At 34.3% G+C, this 17,341-nt stretch carries 17 protein-coding genes; 7 read left to right on the forward strand and 10 right to left on the reverse strand.

Annotated elements, in window-relative coordinates; all coding sequences use genetic code 11:
- Window positions 1-11 precede the first annotated feature (11 nt).
- Window positions 12-293: a hypothetical protein gene (locus KCG49_RS15565; RefSeq protein ID WP_218547825.1), complete on the forward strand. Its 282-nt coding sequence runs from the start codon at window positions 12-14 to the stop codon at window positions 291-293.
- Here KCG49_RS15565 and lipB read toward each other — a convergent pair.
- Genes lipB through KCG49_RS15580 form a run of 3 tightly spaced genes read right to left on the reverse strand, consistent with a single transcriptional unit; the run spans window position 286 to window position 1,980 of the window.
- Window positions 286-984 carry a lipoyl(octanoyl) transferase LipB gene (gene lipB / locus KCG49_RS15570; RefSeq protein WP_218547826.1) on the reverse strand — a complete coding sequence of 233 codons (699 nt, stop codon included), beginning with the start codon at window positions 982-984 and terminating at the stop codon, window positions 286-288. The two genes, KCG49_RS15565 and lipB, sit on opposite strands and share 8 nt — an antisense overlap.
- Complete coding sequence (locus KCG49_RS15575) at window positions 977-1,780, reverse strand: hypothetical protein (RefSeq protein ID WP_218547827.1); 804 nt, start codon at window positions 1,778-1,780, stop codon at window positions 977-979. Before KCG49_RS15575 ends, lipB begins: the two co-directional genes overlap by 8 nt.
- A 41-nt stretch (window positions 1,781-1,821) precedes the next feature.
- Entirely contained in the window at window positions 1,822-1,980 is a 159-nt protein-coding gene (locus tag KCG49_RS15580; RefSeq protein WP_218547829.1) for a YqaE/Pmp3 family membrane protein, read from the reverse strand.
- Between the two features lie 107 nt (window positions 1,981-2,087).
- Between KCG49_RS15580 and KCG49_RS15585 the strand changes: the two genes are divergently transcribed.
- From KCG49_RS15585 to KCG49_RS15610, 6 genes are all read left to right on the forward strand, one after another.
- Window positions 2,088-3,143 carry a response regulator transcription factor gene (locus KCG49_RS15585; protein ID WP_256260038.1) on the forward strand — a complete coding sequence of 352 codons (1,056 nt, stop codon included), beginning with the start codon at window positions 2,088-2,090 and terminating at the stop codon, window positions 3,141-3,143.
- Between the two features lie 109 nt (window positions 3,144-3,252).
- On the forward strand, window positions 3,253-3,660 hold the full coding sequence (locus KCG49_RS15590) for a DUF1573 domain-containing protein (protein ID WP_218547830.1): 408 nt from the start codon (window positions 3,253-3,255) through the stop codon (window positions 3,658-3,660).
- A gap of 115 nt (window positions 3,661-3,775) precedes the next feature.
- Window positions 3,776-4,666, forward strand: a complete 891-nt coding sequence (locus KCG49_RS15595) for a TlpA family protein disulfide reductase (RefSeq protein ID WP_218547832.1) — start codon at window positions 3,776-3,778, stop codon at window positions 4,664-4,666.
- Between the two features lie 181 nt (window positions 4,667-4,847).
- A complete protein-coding gene (gene lysS, locus KCG49_RS15600; RefSeq protein ID WP_218547833.1) occupies window positions 4,848-6,539 on the forward strand; it encodes a lysine--tRNA ligase in 1,692 nt (563 codons plus the stop codon).
- 355 nt (window positions 6,540-6,894) lie between these two features.
- On the forward strand, window positions 6,895-8,148 hold the full coding sequence (locus tag KCG49_RS15605; RefSeq protein WP_218547835.1) for a fibronectin type III domain-containing protein: 1,254 nt from the start codon (window positions 6,895-6,897) through the stop codon (window positions 8,146-8,148).
- Window positions 8,149-8,236: 88 nt separating this feature from the next.
- Complete coding sequence (locus KCG49_RS15610) at window positions 8,237-10,747, forward strand: zinc-dependent metalloprotease (RefSeq protein WP_218547844.1); 2,511 nt, start codon at window positions 8,237-8,239, stop codon at window positions 10,745-10,747.
- Window positions 10,748-10,959: 212 nt separating this feature from the next.
- Here the strand turns inward: KCG49_RS15610 and KCG49_RS15615 are convergent, their stop codons facing one another.
- The 7 genes from KCG49_RS15615 to KCG49_RS15645 form a co-directional block, all read right to left on the reverse strand.
- Window positions 10,960-11,706 carry an alpha/beta hydrolase gene (locus KCG49_RS15615; protein ID WP_256260040.1) on the reverse strand — a complete coding sequence of 249 codons (747 nt, stop codon included), beginning with the start codon at window positions 11,704-11,706 and terminating at the stop codon, window positions 10,960-10,962.
- Between the two features lie 34 nt (window positions 11,707-11,740).
- On the reverse strand, window positions 11,741-12,619 hold the full coding sequence (locus KCG49_RS15620; protein ID WP_218547837.1) for an alpha/beta hydrolase: 879 nt from the start codon (window positions 12,617-12,619) through the stop codon (window positions 11,741-11,743).
- 138 nt (window positions 12,620-12,757) lie between these two features.
- On the reverse strand, window positions 12,758-13,699 hold the full coding sequence (locus KCG49_RS15625; RefSeq protein WP_218547838.1) for a UDP-glucuronic acid decarboxylase family protein: 942 nt from the start codon (window positions 13,697-13,699) through the stop codon (window positions 12,758-12,760).
- 585 nt (window positions 13,700-14,284) lie between these two features.
- Entirely contained in the window at window positions 14,285-14,617 is a 333-nt protein-coding gene (locus KCG49_RS15630) for a hypothetical protein (protein ID WP_218547839.1), read from the reverse strand.
- On the reverse strand, window positions 14,577-15,320 hold the full coding sequence (locus KCG49_RS15635; protein WP_218547840.1) for a DUF4279 domain-containing protein: 744 nt from the start codon (window positions 15,318-15,320) through the stop codon (window positions 14,577-14,579). The genes KCG49_RS15630 and KCG49_RS15635 overlap by 41 nt, the downstream gene beginning before the upstream one ends.
- A 131-nt stretch (window positions 15,321-15,451) precedes the next feature.
- Window positions 15,452-15,943: a hypothetical protein gene (locus KCG49_RS15640; protein WP_218547841.1), complete on the reverse strand. Its 492-nt coding sequence runs from the start codon at window positions 15,941-15,943 to the stop codon at window positions 15,452-15,454.
- Between the two features lie 572 nt (window positions 15,944-16,515).
- Entirely contained in the window at window positions 16,516-17,034 is a 519-nt protein-coding gene (locus KCG49_RS15645) for a hypothetical protein (protein WP_218547842.1), read from the reverse strand.
- Window positions 17,035-17,341 lie beyond the last annotated feature (307 nt).

Below are 17,341 nucleotides of genomic sequence, written 5' to 3' on the forward strand. Positions count from 1 at the left end.
TAATTTGAATTATGAAATTATTCCTAAAAATATTTGCTCTTATATTGATAATAGATATTAGCCTTGGCTTTTCTATCTCTTATTTTGTTGGCAATTCAGAACCTAATATTCTATTAAAAATCGTTGATGAAATGATTTCTTTTCCTGTAAATATATGGAATAGGTTATTCAAAGATTACGGAATATATAAAACAACAACCAATGTTTTTTGGCTCGTTGTTTTCCTCAATGCTTTTGTACAAGCTTTGGTTATTTTTGGGATTCTAAGACTCTTTAGGAAAAAAACTAAATAAATTCAGCCTCAAAAAGCACTTCAAAATGCTTTGATAATTTCTTTTTTACCTCAGCTTCATCAACCTTATCAATTCCCAATTCATTATTTAAAGACGTAACTGCTTTCCCCCGAATACCACATGGAATGATATTATCGAAATAGCCTAGATCTGCATTAACATTAAGCGCAAAACCATGCATGGTTACCCAGCGGCTGGCTCTTACTCCCAAAGCACAAATTTTGCGTGCAAACGGAGTACCAACATCTAACCACACACCTGTTTCACCAGAACTGCGTTCGGTTTTTAAGCCATATTCCGCCAAAGTGAGAATAATAATTTCCTCTAAAAACCGAAGGTATTTGTGTATGTCTGTAAAGAAATTGTCTAAATCTAAAATGGGATAGCCCACAATTTGCCCAGGACCATGATAAGTAATATCCCCACCTCTATTTATTTTATAAAATGTCGCTCCCTTTTCGGCCAATTGCGCTTCTGAAAGTAATAAATTAGATAAGTCCCCACTTTTACCCAAGGTATACACGTGCGGATGTTCCACAAATAGAAAATGATTATCGGTTTCTAAACCAGCATCTTCTCTCCTATTCTTAATCTTGGTGTCTAAAATGGCTTTAAAAAGTGCTTCTTGGTAATCCCAAGTGACTTTAAAATCCTTTACACCTAAATCTTCAAATTTTACCGTTTTATTCATCTACAAACTCAACTTTCACATCTAAAAGCAAAGGGTTTTTTAAGTAGTCTATCCAATTGGCTTTGTATTTTACTGTTTTCCGGTCTTCTGAAATTTCTGCTCCTTCAAAAGACACAGATTTTACGGCTTTAGGAAATGTTAACTCTACATTGTAATACGATTCTTCAAAATACTGTATAAACTCTTTATCACTTTCGTCAGTCTCATCAAAAAGTTTATCCGTAGATTGCATTTCCTCCTCGGAAAGTTCTGTAGATGTAGTCCTTTCAAATCCTTTAGCAGTCATATTATAGATTACGTTTTCATCATCTGAACCCATGAACTTTCCTATCGGAGATTCATATTTCATAGCATTTAACTGATCACCTTGTCCATTAAGACTTTGTACCTTTTGAATTTTTTCTTGTATATTCTTTAAGTCATCTATAGAATTAAAATTTAGGCCAATTCCGATATCCATTACACTTTCGCCCTCATCCATCTTCATAGTCATAAACATATCTTTTACAGCTTCCATGGCAAGCCTTTTCTCTTCAGGCAAAGATGCAATACTGTCTTTATAGGTTTCCATAATCTCTGCAAAGACCATAGTGGTGTCCATAACCTCACCTTTTTCTTTCTTTTCAGAATCAGTAGAACCTCCACCCATCTTTTCAGTAAATGCTTTCATGGCATCACCCATTTGGTAGGTCACTAAATATTGTCCTGATTGACTATCATTAAAAATAATAGATTCTGTAACATTACAGCTTGTTAAAAAACAGGTGAAGGCAAATAAAAGAATTAAATTTTTCATGCGCACTTTATTGGTTTTTTGCAAAGTACAAAGATAGGGATTTATCGCTCAGGATTATTTAGAATTACCAATGCTGCAATTACGCCAGGAACCCAACCGCAAATCCATAATATAAAAGTGATAAGAACAGAACCACAACCTTTATCCAAAACGGCTAAAGGTGGAAAAACAATGGACAGTATAACACGCCAGATACTCATAATTTCGTTTTTGATTTGATGTATTTATGTGACGTGATTTTGTTAAAATTGTTACACAATTTGAAGCCAAGCGTTTAAAATATTCTAAAATTATGTAGTTTCGTCTTATGCGATTAAAAATTCTTTTGTTGTTTTTAACAGCTTCATTTGTTTGTCAAGCCCAATATTCTTTTTCGGGTTTTACAAACCCTGACGAATGGCAGAAAACAGTATATCTTTCTATAGTTGAGGATTACCGAAAAATGTCTGGTGTTTACTCAGAGCAAATAATTGCTAAAACTACAGCTGATAAAACGGGGTTCTTTGAGTTTAAAGGTAATATGTTAGATTCTAAAAATCGGATTTATCGCATTCACGTTGATAAGTGTACAGAAACACAGCAAGACCTCAATCATTTTAATGGGCATTGTAGTGACAGTGAAGAATTGCTGTTTATAGCAAAAAATACAGACACCATTAAACTTCCGTTCTCGTTTGGCAATCAGGTGTTTTGTAAAATTGAATCGAGTAATCCTAAAGCGAATGCCTTTTTAAAAATCGATTCGTTAAAAAATGATATGCGATTTGCTTATGGTGAAGTACGAAGCGAAGCCAATCGCAAGCTGAATAACAAAAAATGGTTTAAAGCTTTACAAGCTTACGGAGAAGCCTTAAACGAGCCTATTGCAGAACTTTCTATCTATGCTTTTCTATCGGATAGAAGTAGCGATTTGCATAGCTACTATGTTGAAGATTTGCAAAGTAGCACTTACTATGACAACCTGAAGACAAGATTAGAAAACAACTACCCTAACGCGCCGTATACTGTGCAATATAAAAATGAATTAGCAGCTGATCGTTATATGTTAGCCTCATCTGGTGATTCACAAAATTCTAATTGGACTATTTATCTCTATTTTATTTTAACACTTTCCTTTTTGTTAAATGGGTTTTTACTCTATCGCCATTGGAAACAGAAACAATCTAAAACCAAAGATTTAAAAGCCAAATTATCTAAGCAAGAGCAAGTAGTTTTAGAGCATATTCTTCAAAATAAAACCAACAAAGATATTGCCGAAGCACTTTTTTTGAGTGTAAGCACCGTAAAATCACATACCAATAATATTTACAAAAAGTTAAATGTACAATCTAGAGATGACGCAAAGTCCTTGTTTATCAAATAATTAAAAAATTCAAACTAGGTTCTAGTACCAATTTCCAACCTGTTTTTCACAGATTTAGCATCTCTAATTGTGAAGTTTGTTTCATTATTAATCATAAAACAATATTATTATGAAACGCACATTAAACACATTCATTATTCTAGTTTTAGCTTTAGGGTTTTTCAATGCAACATCTGCTGAATATGACAAGTACGACACTAAAGTTGCTATCATTAAGTTTAAAACCGAAGTGATTAACTATGGTACTGTAGAACAAAACTCAGACGGTACAAGAATCTTTACGTTTACCAATACAGGTAATGCACCACTTTTAATCACTAAAGTAAAAACGAGCTGTGGCTGTACTGTACCAAGCTATTCTAAAGCGCCTATTTTACCAGGAGAATCTGGAGAGTTAGAAATTAAATACAATACCAAAAAATTAGGAGCTTTCACTAAGACCGTAACGGTAACATCTAATGCTGAAGGTGGTAACAAAATCCTTAAAATTAAAGGAAATATTATAGCCGCTAAGTAAAAGCAATTTCATTTTGAATGAGGTACGACTGAGAAATCTCAACTATGATCTAGAGAGATTTCTCGTTGCCCATTCTTCATTTTACCGAAACGGCAAATCAGAACAAATCATCATCATGAAAACGAATATTACATCAATCATAATAGCACTTATAATATCTTCTCAACTAGGTGCTCAAAACCTTAACGTAGAAATAACCGAAAATACCAAATCACCTTACTTACTCGGTAAGATTGACAAAAGTGGTTTAGAGGGCGAGAATTATAAATCTTGGTTTACCAAAAACTATACAGATTACAAGCCAAATACAGCACTTGTCAGTAAAATATCTTCGGAATTAAAAAGCTACGACATTATGCTATTTATGGGAACTTGGTGTGGAGATAGCAAAAAGGAAGTCCCTAAATTATATAAAGTTTTAGAAGCCTGCGATTTCCCTATGGAGCAATTAACCGTAGTTGCCGTAAGTAGACAACCAGATATGTACAAGCAAAGTCCACAACACGAAGAAGCTGGTTTAAACATTCACAGAGTACCAACAATCATTTTTTATAAAGAAGGCAAAGAGGTTAACCGTATTGTTGAACATCCTGTAAACAGTTTCGAAGAAGACATTCTAAACATCATTACCAAAAATGATTATAAATCCAATTATCAAATTGTTGCCGCAGTTTATAAAATCCTGAATAAAAAAGGTGCAAAGGGTTTAAAAAGAAAACAGAAAAAACTACTTCAGAAATATAAAGAAAAAGTATCTGGCATGTATGAGTTAAACACTTATGGTCGCATCTTGTACGGGACAAATCGTTTAGAGGAAGCCATAGCAGTTTTTGAATTCAATACCAAATTATTTCCTGATCAACCAAGAGTTTTTATGAGCTTAGCAAATACATTAGGCGCAAGTGGTTATAAGGAAAAAGCTATTGAGGTACTTGAAAAAGCTATTGAACTTCATCCTAAAAACGAAGATCTTAAACAAAATTTAGAGGTAATAAAATCAAACTAAAAAGTAGCTCTAGATACATCTCGCTCTACTTGGCACTCTAACTGACGTAAAAATCCCTTATAGAGATAGCGTCACTTCGAGAGATTTCGAAGTATAGGAAATTGTATCGAGAAGTAAATATGAAAACCTATTCCCAAATTCTACCAAATAATGTAATTTTGCATCTCTAAAATTTATAAGAATGCAACTTTCAGAACAAGAATTAGTACGACGCGAAAAGTTAGAAAAATTACGTGCATTGGGCATCAATCCCTATCCAGCCGATTTATTTCCAGTAAACCACACATCTAAACAGATAAAATCTGATTTTAAGGAAGGTAAACAAGTGATTGTTGCGGGTCGTTTAATGTCTAGAAGAATTCAAGGGAAAGCTTCTTTTGCCGAGTTACAAGATAGTGAAGGTCGCATTCAGGTCTATTTTAACAGGGATGAAATATGTCAAAATGAGGATAAAACATTATATAACGATGTCTATAAAAAACTATTAGATATTGGAGATTTTATTGGTGTTGAAGGCGAGTTATTTACCACTAAAGTTGGTGAAAAAACGGTTTTAGTTAAAAATTTTAAATTACTAAGTAAAGCGCTTAAACCATTACCTCAACCAAGAGTAGATGCAGAAGGTAATGTATTTGATGCATTTACTGACCCTGAACAACGTTACAGACAACGTTATGCCGATTTAGTCGTGAATCCTCATGTAAAAGATGTTTTTATTAAGCGTACAAAACTATTCAATGCCATGCGTCAGTTTTTTAATGATGTAGGTTATTTTGAAGTAGAAACACCTGTATTACAGCCCATTCCCGGTGGTGCCGCTGCACGCCCATTTATAACACACCACAACAGTTTAGATATTCCGTTATACATGCGAATTGCAAACGAATTATATCTAAAACGCTTAATTGTTGGTGGTTTTGATGGCGTTTACGAGTTTTCTAAAAACTTCCGTAACGAAGGTATGGACAGAACCCATAATCCTGAGTTTACGGCTATGGAAATCTATGTGGCTTACAAGGATTACAACTGGATGATGGATTTCTGTGAAAAGCTTCTAGAACATTGTGCCATCGCCGTAAATGGTACTTCTGAGGCCACTTTTGGAGAACATAAAATCGATTTTAAAGCACCTTACAAGCGTATTACCATGCGCGATTCTATTTTAGAATTTACAAGTTTCGATATTTACAATAAGTCTGAAGATGAGATAAGAGCTGCTGCTAAAGATATGGATGTCGAAGTTGATGAAACTATGGGCAAAGGCAAATTGATTGATGAGATTTTTGGCGAAAAATGTGAAGGCAATTATATACAACCAACTTTCATTACAGACTACCCGAAAGAAATGAGTCCGTTATGTAAAGAACATCGCGAAAACCCTGAATTAACGGAACGTTTTGAACTTATGGTTTGTGGCAAGGAAATTGCCAATGCGTATTCCGAACTTAATGACCCAATAGATCAGCGTGAGCGTTTTGAGCATCAATTAGAATTAGCAAAAAAAGGAGATGATGAAGCAACAGGGACCATAGATTATGATTTTTTGAGAGCACTTGAGTACGGCATGCCACCAACATCTGGTATGGGCATAGGTATGGATCGTTTGATAATGTTCTTAACCAATAATCAAAGTATACAGGAAGTATTATTCTTCCCTCAGATGCGACCAGAAAAAAAGCAAGTAGCCTTAAGTGATAACGAGAAAGCCATTTTTGAGGTTTTAAAACCTGAAAAACGTATGGATTTAAATGAACTTAAATCTCAGTCTGGTCTTAGTAATAAAGGTTGGGATAAAGGCATAAAAGGTCTTGGTAAACATGGCCTAACTAAGGTTGAAAAAACCGATGACGGATTGTTTGTTGAACTCGTATAATAAAATTCTTAAAATTAAGAAGCTGTCTAAATAGGCTTTGTTTATGTCATTTTGAGTGCATCCGAAAAACTTAAGTATTTTACTATAAATATATTTCGACTGCGCTCAGTGTGACAGTTTTATTTTTATTGACATCTTAACAACCTTATTATAATATTCCTTTTTATTACGATTTTTGATATTAAACGGTTATTTTTTTCTCTTCAATAAAGTTAACTTATTGCAGTTTAAAATTAACTGGATTTACCATTTTATTTTAAGTTTTCAAAGCTTTATACAACTCGTGATCGACAAAAAATTGCTATTTCATTCATTTTTAGTATTTTCACATCGTTTTAAATAGTTTATTACCCTAATGAAAAAACTACTCGCCTTTACTCTAGTTTTAATATTTTTTTCCTGTAACAATGATGATGACGATACAGTAGATGCTTGTGTCGAAGCAACAAACATTCAGGCAAACGATATTACAACAACCTCAGCAACAATTACTTGGACTGATTCAAATGCCGCAAATTCTTATGTTATAGAATATGGTATTTCGGGCTTTGCTTTAGGTACAGGATCTACTTTGACCGAAACTACAATATCTACGGATTTATCGAATTTAAATCCTGCAACAAGCTATGATGTTTATGTACAGGTCGTTTGTTCTACAAACAACCCAAGTATGTATTCTGAAGTATTCAGTTTTACAACAGAAACACCTGCGGTAGTTGCAGAATTTAGACCAAATCTATCAGAATTAAATCTGTTTTCTGGTGAGTTGAGTGATTTAAATATTTCATCAAAAGCTTTTGAATACCAATTAAACTCTCAACTCTTCACAGATTATGCTCATAAACAACGCTTAATTGCGCTTCCTGATGGCACAAGTATGGAATTTGATGGTGATGGTTTGCCCGTTTTTCCTGATAATACTGTAATTGCTAAAACATTCTATTACAATATTGACGAGCGCGATTTGTCCTTGGGAAGAATTATTATTGAAACGCGAATTCTTATTAAACTTGAAGGTGAATGGGAAACGGGAGACTATAAATGGAATGCAGAACAAACAGATGCTGTATTAGATTTAGACGGAAGTACAGTGCCGATAACTTGGACCAATGCAACAGGAGAGACTAACTCTATAGATTATCAAATACCATCAAATGCGGATTGTTTTACATGCCATAAGACTTATGAACAAATGACCCCGATTGGGTCAAAATTACGCTCAATGAATTTTGAAGTGAATGGCTCTAATCAATTAGATCAATTGATTAATAACAATCAGCTCATCGGTATCACTTCTAGTTCGTCTGTAGCAGTAAGTCTGCCAAACTGGGAAGACACATCATTGTCATTAGAGACAAGAGCACGGGCATATTTAGACATAAACTGTGCTCACTGCCATATCCCAGGAGGTCATTGTGAAAATGAATCTATATTAAACCTCGCTTTTAGAACAAGTGCAGAAGACAGTAATATTGCAAATCGCAGATTTAGTATAGATTTTAGAATTTCCTCTGATGTTGATGGTACAAGAATGCCACTTATAGGAACAACAATTCAACACACAGAAGGAGTTCAACTCATACAAGATTATTTAAACACCCTAGACTAAACGCGTTAAATAAATACTAAATTCGGTTTTGCCATACTTGGATTCGTAGTAGAATGTGTACTTTAATGCAAATTTTTTAAAACCGACTATTTTGAAACACCTAACCTTTAAACTACTACTTGTAGTTTCTGCTTTTTTGGCATTCTCATGTTCTACAGCTAAAAAAGCCAGCAAATCGAAAAAAACTGACGCTACTGAAGCGGCAAAATCATCAGGAAAAAAGCCTGATAAAAATGATCCTAAACCTTACAATAAAGTCATTACAAAAGATGCTAAAAGTGATGAAGGTCTTTTTACAGTACATAGTTTAGACGATAAGTTTTATTATGAAATACCCGATTCTCTATTTAATAGAGAAATGTTAATGGTAACACGTATTTCTAAAACTGCAAGCGGATTAGGTTTTGGAGGTGGAAAACAAAACGAACAGGTGTTACGTTGGGAGAAAAAAGGTAAAAAGGTAGTATTAAGAGTTGTGTCTTACAATGTTACTGCAGCAGATTCTCTTCCGGTTAACGAAGCTGTTAAAAACTCTAATTTCGAACCTGTTCTCTATACTTTTCCAATTAAAGCTTACAGCAAGGATTCAACAAGTACTGTAATTGATGCCACGCCTTTATTTGAAAAAGATGTAAAGTCTTTAGGGTTGCCACAATTCAGAAGAACTCCCTACAAAGTATCGCGTTTAGAAAGTAATAAATCTTTCATCGAAAACATAAAGAGTTATCCGAGAAATATTGAAGCACGTCACGTAAAAACGTATGCTGCTGGTCGTCCACCATCGAATTGGAGTACAGGAAGTATTTCTATAGAAATAAATAATTCTATGATTTTACTCCCAGATAACCCAATGAAACGCCGTTATTTTGATGAGCGTGTGGGCTGGTTTACCAGTAGCACAACAGATTATGGCTTAGAAGATCAAAAGAGTAAATCACTGACATATCTTGATCGTTGGAGATTAGAGGTAAAAGATGAAGATATTGAAAAATTTAAACGTGGTGAATTGGTAGTACCTAAGAAGCAGATCGTTTACTACATTGATAGAGCCACACCAAAAAAATGGAGAAAGTATATTAAACAAGGTATAGAAGATTGGCAAGTGGCTTTTGAAGCTGCTGGTTTTAAAGATGCTATTATTGCTAAGGACCCTCCTACTCCAGAAGAAGATCCGGAGTGGACACCAGAAGATGTACGCTATTCTGTAGTGCGTTACTTGGCATCACCAATTCCAAATGCCAATGGCCCCCATGTAAGCGACCCAAGAACTGGAGAGATTTTAGAAAGTGATATTAATTGGTACCATAATGTAATGTCTTTATTACGCGGATGGTTCTTTGTGCAAACTGCAGCTATTAATCCAGATGCGCAGAGCCCTCAATTTAAAGATGAAGTTATGGGACGTTTAATTCGTTTTGTATCTGCACATGAGGTAGGACATACACTTGGTCTACCTCATAATATGGGAAGTAGTGTTGCATATCCTGTCGAAAAATTACGTGATGCTGAGTTTACTCAAAAATACGGAACAGCTCCATCAATAATGGATTATGCACGCTTTAACTATGTAGCTCAGCCTGGTGATGAAGGTGTTGCTTTAATGCCAAATATTGGTGTCTACGACAAATATGCCATTGCTTGGGGTTACAGACCTATTTTAGACAAAACGGCTGAAGAAGAAAAAGAAATCCTCAACAAATGGATTGTAAAGCATGCTGGTGATCCGATGTACCGTTTTGGTCATCAACAAGTTGGTGATGTACACGATCCAAGTTCGCAAACCGAGGATTTGGGAGACAATGCTATGTTAGCAAGTGAATACGGTATTAAAAACTTAAAGCGCATTGTGCCAAACCTTATAGAGTGGACCACCGAAGCTGGCGAAGACTATGACGATTTACAAGAAATGTATGGGCATGTTATATCTCAATTTAACCGTTACATGGGGCATGTTTCTAATAATATTGGTGGGGTTTATGAGCATTATAAAACTGCCGACCAAGATGGAGCGGTATATACAGCTGTGCCTAAAGCACATCAAAAAGAAGCGATGCAATTCATTCAAGATAACTTGTTTGATACACCAGATTGGTTAATTGATAAAACTATTTTTGACCGTATTGAATACTCAGGTTCAGTTGAGCGTGTTAGGGCGTTACAATCTAGAACATTGAATAATATTTTGCGATTAGGAAGAATGCAACGTTTAATTGAAGCGCATACTTACGATAGTAATACGTACGCTTTAACTGAGATGATGAGCGATTTACGCAAAGGCATTTGGAGTGAGCTTCGTAGTGGCAAAAAAATAGATACCTACAGACGTAACCTACAACGAGCGCATATTGACAGACTAGCCTATTTAATGACAGCTAAAGACCAAAGAAAAGCTCCTGCATTTGGCGGTTATCAAAAATCCACTGCCGTTAATACAAGTCAGTCAGATATTAGAGCAGTTGTAAGAGCTGAATTAAAAACATTACGCTCTCAACTAAGAAATGCTCGAGGTGGCGACTCCATGAGTAGAATGCATATTTCAGATGCCATTGAGCGTATCAATAATGTTTTAGACCCAAAAGTTGTTGTAACCAAGGGCTAACTGAAAATAAATTACGTAAAAAAGGCTTCAAATTGACTTTGAAGCCTTTTTTAATTTTATAACCCGTTATTTATAAATTGATTAAACTTTATTTCATAATTATGAATACAAAAAATGTTAACTTTATAACAGCTCCAAATATTAATTGATGTATTAATCTTTTAAACCAACTACTTATAAAAGTTAAACTCTTTTACTTTGTGTTTTTATCTTTATTTTAGGACATTCTTTATTGCCTTATGGTAAGCATCGAACTCAATAAGATTATTATGTCCTCCTCCTTCGACCGTAATGAAATCTAATTTTTCAATATTTAATTCTGAAAGTTTTTTACCTGAGGTGTAAGGTACCACAGCATCTTCTGTACCATGAATAATAGTTATTGGACATTTGGCGTCGATCAAATACTGATACGTTGGGAAATGGTACCTCAACAATTGCTTTACAGGAAACACAGGAAATCGATGCTTGGCAACATCCAAAATACTGTAATAAGGGGTTTCTAAAATAAGTTGTTGGGGGCTGTTCTTTGAGGCTAAATATGAGGCGATCCCTGTGCCCAGAGATCTTCCGTATAAAGTGATTTCTGTTTCAGGATAATGACCCAAAAGATAATCATAGCAATATTTTGCGTCGTTGTACATTGCTGCTTCACTAAGCTTCCCCGTACTTTTTCCATAGGTTCTATAGTCCATAACCAATACATCGTAGTTTTTCTTCACAAAGTATTCCGTAATATTTCCCCAGCGGCTTAAATCTCCTGCATTACCGTGAAAATAGAGAATTACACCTTTAGGGTTATCAACTTTAAAATGAAGTGCATTTATGATGGCATCCTTTTCAGTCTTTAGAAATAATTCCTCAAAAGGATAATTAAAACTGTATTGATAATCTTGTTGTAAAGTTGTTGGCAGAAACAAAATTTTTTCTTGAAAAAAATAAAGTGCAGATCCTATCATAGCATATAAACCTAAAAGAATTATAATAAATCTTTTAAACTTTTTTCTTCGTTTTTTTTGATGAGTGAATAACATTAATACTTGTAGTTTCTAAATCAATGGTTTTGGGTTGGCTATTAAGAATTTCATCTAGCATGTTGTGGTAAGCTTCAAAATTATTTAAATTCTTGTGTCCACCACCTATAACGGAATGCAACTTGGTTAGCTTAGGCTGTATCTGTGCTAATTTTACACTCGTTTTATAAGGAATCAGCTTATCGTGCGTACCGTGGATAATATGTATCGGACATTTTACGTACTTCAACCATTTGTAGGTAGGCAGCGGATATTTTATCAATAAGGACAAAGGCATAAAAGATGCATAACGTGCCGTAACTTTAGTTAAGCTATAATATGGAGCATCTAAGATGAGCATTTTGGGATTGTTTAAAGAAGCGAGTTTTGCTGCAAAACCAGAGCCCAATGAACGACCGTAAAGTATAATTCGGTCTTCGGTGGTTTGTTCCTTAATTTTATTATAAACCAATTGCAAATCGCGTTTAATGGCTTTTTGAGAACGTTTTCCTGTGCTCTTTCCAAAGCCACGGTAATCGACCATCAACACATTATAACCATGTCTTGTAAAGTCTACAGCGAATTTCCCCCAACCTTTGATACTCTTTGAGTTTCCCTTGAGGTATAGTACAATACCCTTACTTTCTCCTTTGGGAAAAAACCGTAAACCATTAATTATCGCTCCATCTCTGGTTTCTAGGTTGTACTCCTTGGTTTCTTGGTTTTCGTAATCAAATAGAAAATCTTTGGGCAACTTTTCGGGCTTAAACAACATATAATCTTGCAAATAGTATAGTGCTATACTTATAGCAATATAAATCGCTAAGATTAATAAAAGAGTTGAAACCCAATACGGCATAGATGGCATGTTACTTTCTACAAGATACCGAATTTAAATGATTAACTCAAAATAGTTAATACTAACTCCATCTTGTAAAAGAAAAATATACACATTGGGTGTAGGTTAAAGCTAAAGGCTAATTTCGATTATAAAAAACTACTCTTTCAATAGCGTGTCAAAATATTGAATGGTATGCCCAAGACCTTCGCGCAAATTAATTTTAGGTTCCCAACCATTTAATTCTTTTTTTGCAAGGCTTATATCTGGTTGACGTTGCATCGGGTCGTCTTGAGGTAATGGCAGGTAAGTTATCTTGGATTTAGAACCTGTTAAATCTATAACTTCTTTTGCCAATTGAAGCATGGTGAATTCAACCGGATTACCGATATTGACCGGCCCGGTGAAACCATCACGAGAATTCATCATACGATGTGTACCTTCAATTAAATCATCTACATACTGAAAACTTCTAGTTTGCTTTCCATCACCAAAAATTGTGATATCATCACCTTTTAAGGCCTGAACTATAAAATTAGATACCACTCTTCCATCCTGTGGGTGCATTCTAGGTCCATAAGTATTAAATATTCTAATAATCTTAATCTTTACATTATTCTCTTTATGGTAATCCATAAATAAGGTTTCCGCACAACGTTTGCCCTCATCGTAACAAGATCTTTGACCAATTGGGTTGACATTCCCCCAATAACTTTCTGGTTGTGGGTGCACTGTTGGGTCGCCATAGACTTCACTTGTAGAAGCTTGCAAAATTTTAGCTTTAACCCGTTTTGCAAGACCCAACATGTTTATGGCTCCCATTACGGAAGTCTTCACTGTTTTGATAGGGTTATACTGGTAATGTACCGGTGACGCTGGGCAGGCCAAGTTATATATTTCATCTACCTCAACCATATATGGATTGGTAATATCGTGTCGTACCAATTCAAAATAATGATGGTCCATTAAGTGTTCGATATTGCGTTTTGAGCCCGTAAAATAATTATCTAAACAAATGACCTCATTACCTTCATTGAGTAGTCGTTCGCACAGATGTGACCCTACAAATCCCGCTCCACCTGTTACCAATATTTTTTTCATGTATATTTTTTATAAATAAGCGCTTAAAAATAAGACTTTATTTTAAGCTAATTAATAAAACCCATAAATTGACGGCAGACTTATATATAGATAGTGAACCAGCAAGGAACATACAAGTGCATTTAAGTTTCTACATGTTGCAGTGCAAACATTAACAAACAAATTGATAAGTGTCCCTATATATTTGATAAACGCTGTTTTTTTAATGAATAAGAGGTTATTTTACATTTAGTTAGCACATTTTTCTAGCACTTTATTCAAGACGGGCAAAATTACGTACAACTTTCCTTTTATGCTGTGTTTGCTTGCCGAGGGCAGCATACGTAATATAACGTGAGTTCGGCATAAGATTCAAGTACCGTATAATTTAAAATGCTGTTATTTAAGTAGTTGGAATCGTCACTTCGAGTGTGTTTTAGACCCAAAAGAGAAAAATGTATCGAGAAGTTGTTTTTTTTAATAATTCTCGATACAATTTCTTCGTTCCTCAGAAATCACTCGAATTGACAATCAATCTTTTATACCTTGGGTGTTCTATTATTATATCAACTCACGTTAATATACAAACCGTTGTGTACAGTATTTTTATTCTAATTCCATTTTTTCGTTTATGGTTTTAGTGCAAAATGGGGTTCCACTTTTAGAAGGGTTCCATCCTAATTCCAACGCCTGTTGAATCCATTTAGCAATATCAGAAGGCTTTACTGGATTAACAATTTCGGTACCGATGTCCTTTGGGTGATTTCGGTCTGTATATATAAATAGACTCGTTCCGGGGTTTTCTTCTAGTTCAATGGCTACATGCAATTTTCCAATTCCATAGTCGGACTGAGTATAGGTAGCTTTTTTACGGATTAACCATCTAAAGTTTAGCTTATTAACTACTATTTTTCTTGTTCCTTTTTTGGGTATTGCCATTTCTCTTCGTTGAATTTATATATTCTTTTTCGATAGGGGTTGGCATTGTTTTTCCACTCGCTAAAAAATGAAAACCAATGGGTACTTCTAAATTACTTATTTCACTTATTAAGCTTGCATTAAGGCTTAATTCCCCGAGGTTTCCCGTGCCAATATGATATTCTATTACTACACTTATAGACGCATTTGCTTTCTCTACTAATTTTTGTACGCCCTCTGTGTCAGTTTTTAAAATGTTTACTAGTTTTTTTATCTTCTCTAGAACACTTTCTGGGTAAGAATCTATGCTAATAGTTAAACTACTATAGTTATATTTTATTGAACTGCCTTTAATGGCTACATCCCCTTTATTTCTAATTTTAGTTGGTTCTATTTTTGTAAAACTTTTTAAGACCTCGCCACTATAGGTTTTTGACATTGCCGAGAAATTAACTCTATTCCAAGATTCAGTGTAAATGCCATTCACCTTTTTTAAATGTATGTCAACACAAATCGCAAAATGGAATCTTTCATCTTTTACTGGCACATATACTATAGCTATTTTATCGTTCTTATAGTTAAATGCGTCTAAATCTATTCGGGTGATTTTTATTTTGCCATTTTCTTCTATGAATGTGTGTGTTTCTAAAAGTATAATACTCCACTCATTAGTTGGGTTTTTTAGTTCTTTAAGTGCTATGTCTATTATCTGTTGCTTGTTCAATGATTTTGTTGCTTTATATTGTCTAGTCCTAAAATATGGCTACAGGTTAACGTTGATTTACGCTGTTAGTTGTATACCTTATTTGGTGTTTCATGTTTATACTTTTGTTTTATTAGTTAAATCGCTGTTGTTTATATATTGTGTTGTAGGTAGTTGTTCTTTCTAATCATCATGTGTTTTTCTAACCAGTGATTAGGATATCTATTCTCTTTTTGGGAAAACCAGTTAAAAATTAACTCGAGCTTTTCTGTCCTATTGTATAGATAGCACAAATCGATGAGCATGGGTGCTTTTTGGTATGACGTTGAACTATATCCTGAAAGATAAAAATTTAAAATGCCATCAAAGTTTGACATCATATGAAAGAATCTGAAACCTACAGTTGATATATTCTTTGCTATTTCATTAGAAAGCTCAATATTATCTTTTTTTGAGAAGTCCACACTTTTCAAAAAATTGGCTTTTGAACCATCCAACGCAAAGAGAGTGCTGTCCCAATGGTGTTTCCCTTTAGTTTCTCCAATTTTCCCTAAGGTATTGCCATGATTTAGAGCTGGGTTATTTTTTAAATATTTTCGATAATTACTATTGCGGACTTCAAAACTTGGATTAAATATGCACATTCCGCTAGCGGTATTATAACGCTGCCCATTAAATTAAACTATCCATTCGAAATCATTCTGTTCACTTTTTAAAGTGGACCCAGTTTTGAGGATTTTAAAAGTGGTAAATTCTATTTGAGGTAGAATATAATTTTCTAATATTTTAATAAACCGCTCTTGGGGTTTATATCCTTTATAAAGAAATTGTATTGTACTCATTGCTTTAATTGGTTGCGGTCTCGGCTATGAACAGTTGCGTGGGTTAGCACGGACTTTTGCAAATACACGACAAGCTGAAAATTCCGCAGGAATAAAAAGCTCATAATTAGGGTGATATGATGCAAAAATATCCCAAAATGTTGGGTTGTTTGGGTTCTCAGTTTTGATGAATTCATTAAAAACTTCTTTGGGCTTTTTTCTTCAATCCAAAATTTTTGTTTCATCTTTTACTATAATTACTTAGAACTGTCTTGTGTATGAATATTAGCGGGGTTTCTAAGCACTTCACTATTAAACCGCTATTTTGTTTATTTTAAATTTGCCAAATCGCCCTACTTTACGTACATCTCTTGTTAGTGGCTGCCATTTTTGGTTTATAAAAATTTAACCGTATACCATTTTTCTTCGCTTTGAAAACCATGTTTTTTCACATCAATCTTCCAATGGTCTCCATCCTTTTTTAATATAAATTGCTCTTTCTCCTTTACAGCATAATTGAAATATGTTTCTACAACAGCTCGTTTCGCTGACTTCATTATAAACAATAACCTTGTGTCTGGATAATTTAAATAATCATACTTTGGTCGATTTCCAAAAGAGCGACCACGCCAATCATTTGGTTTTATGCAAATTAGAGATGTAATTTCCCTATATCGCATAGTGTACTCTTTCCATAATTCCTTTTCACCAGGCTGAACTTGATTTGGCTCTTTTGGATTTTTCAAGTCCAGACTTCGTTCGTATATTTCCTTTTCCAAACTGTCTAGTGCTCGAAGATTCTTGATTAAGAAAACAAGTATCTCATTTGATAAATGTTGAAATTTTTCTGATGATTGACTACTGTCAATGTTTAGTCTTTCAATAATCTCTTGGGGTGTTTCTGTTTTCTGCATTAGCTCAATTTGTTTAGTATTATTTGCCTTAGTTATGAATATTTTTCTATTTGTTTTTCAACCCAGTTGTTGAATTCTTTATTGTTAAAATCAGTAATTTCGTTTCCTCTTTCGGGTACTTAAACCCTGCTTGTATTGGGTAGGTGCTATTGCTTATTTGTTATGGCTTTTTAACAATATTTTCCAAAATGGCTTATTTTCTATTGGTACTAATGCACAATACATCAAGATTTTTTCTCTGCTACATTGTCTTTAATGTCTTTTTTCCAGGTCGAATATCTCACTTCCAAATCTTTAGGAACATATA

The sequence above is a fragment of the Winogradskyella luteola genome (assembly GCF_019203985.1).
Taxonomy (GTDB): domain Bacteria; phylum Bacteroidota; class Bacteroidia; order Flavobacteriales; family Flavobacteriaceae; genus Winogradskyella; species Winogradskyella luteola.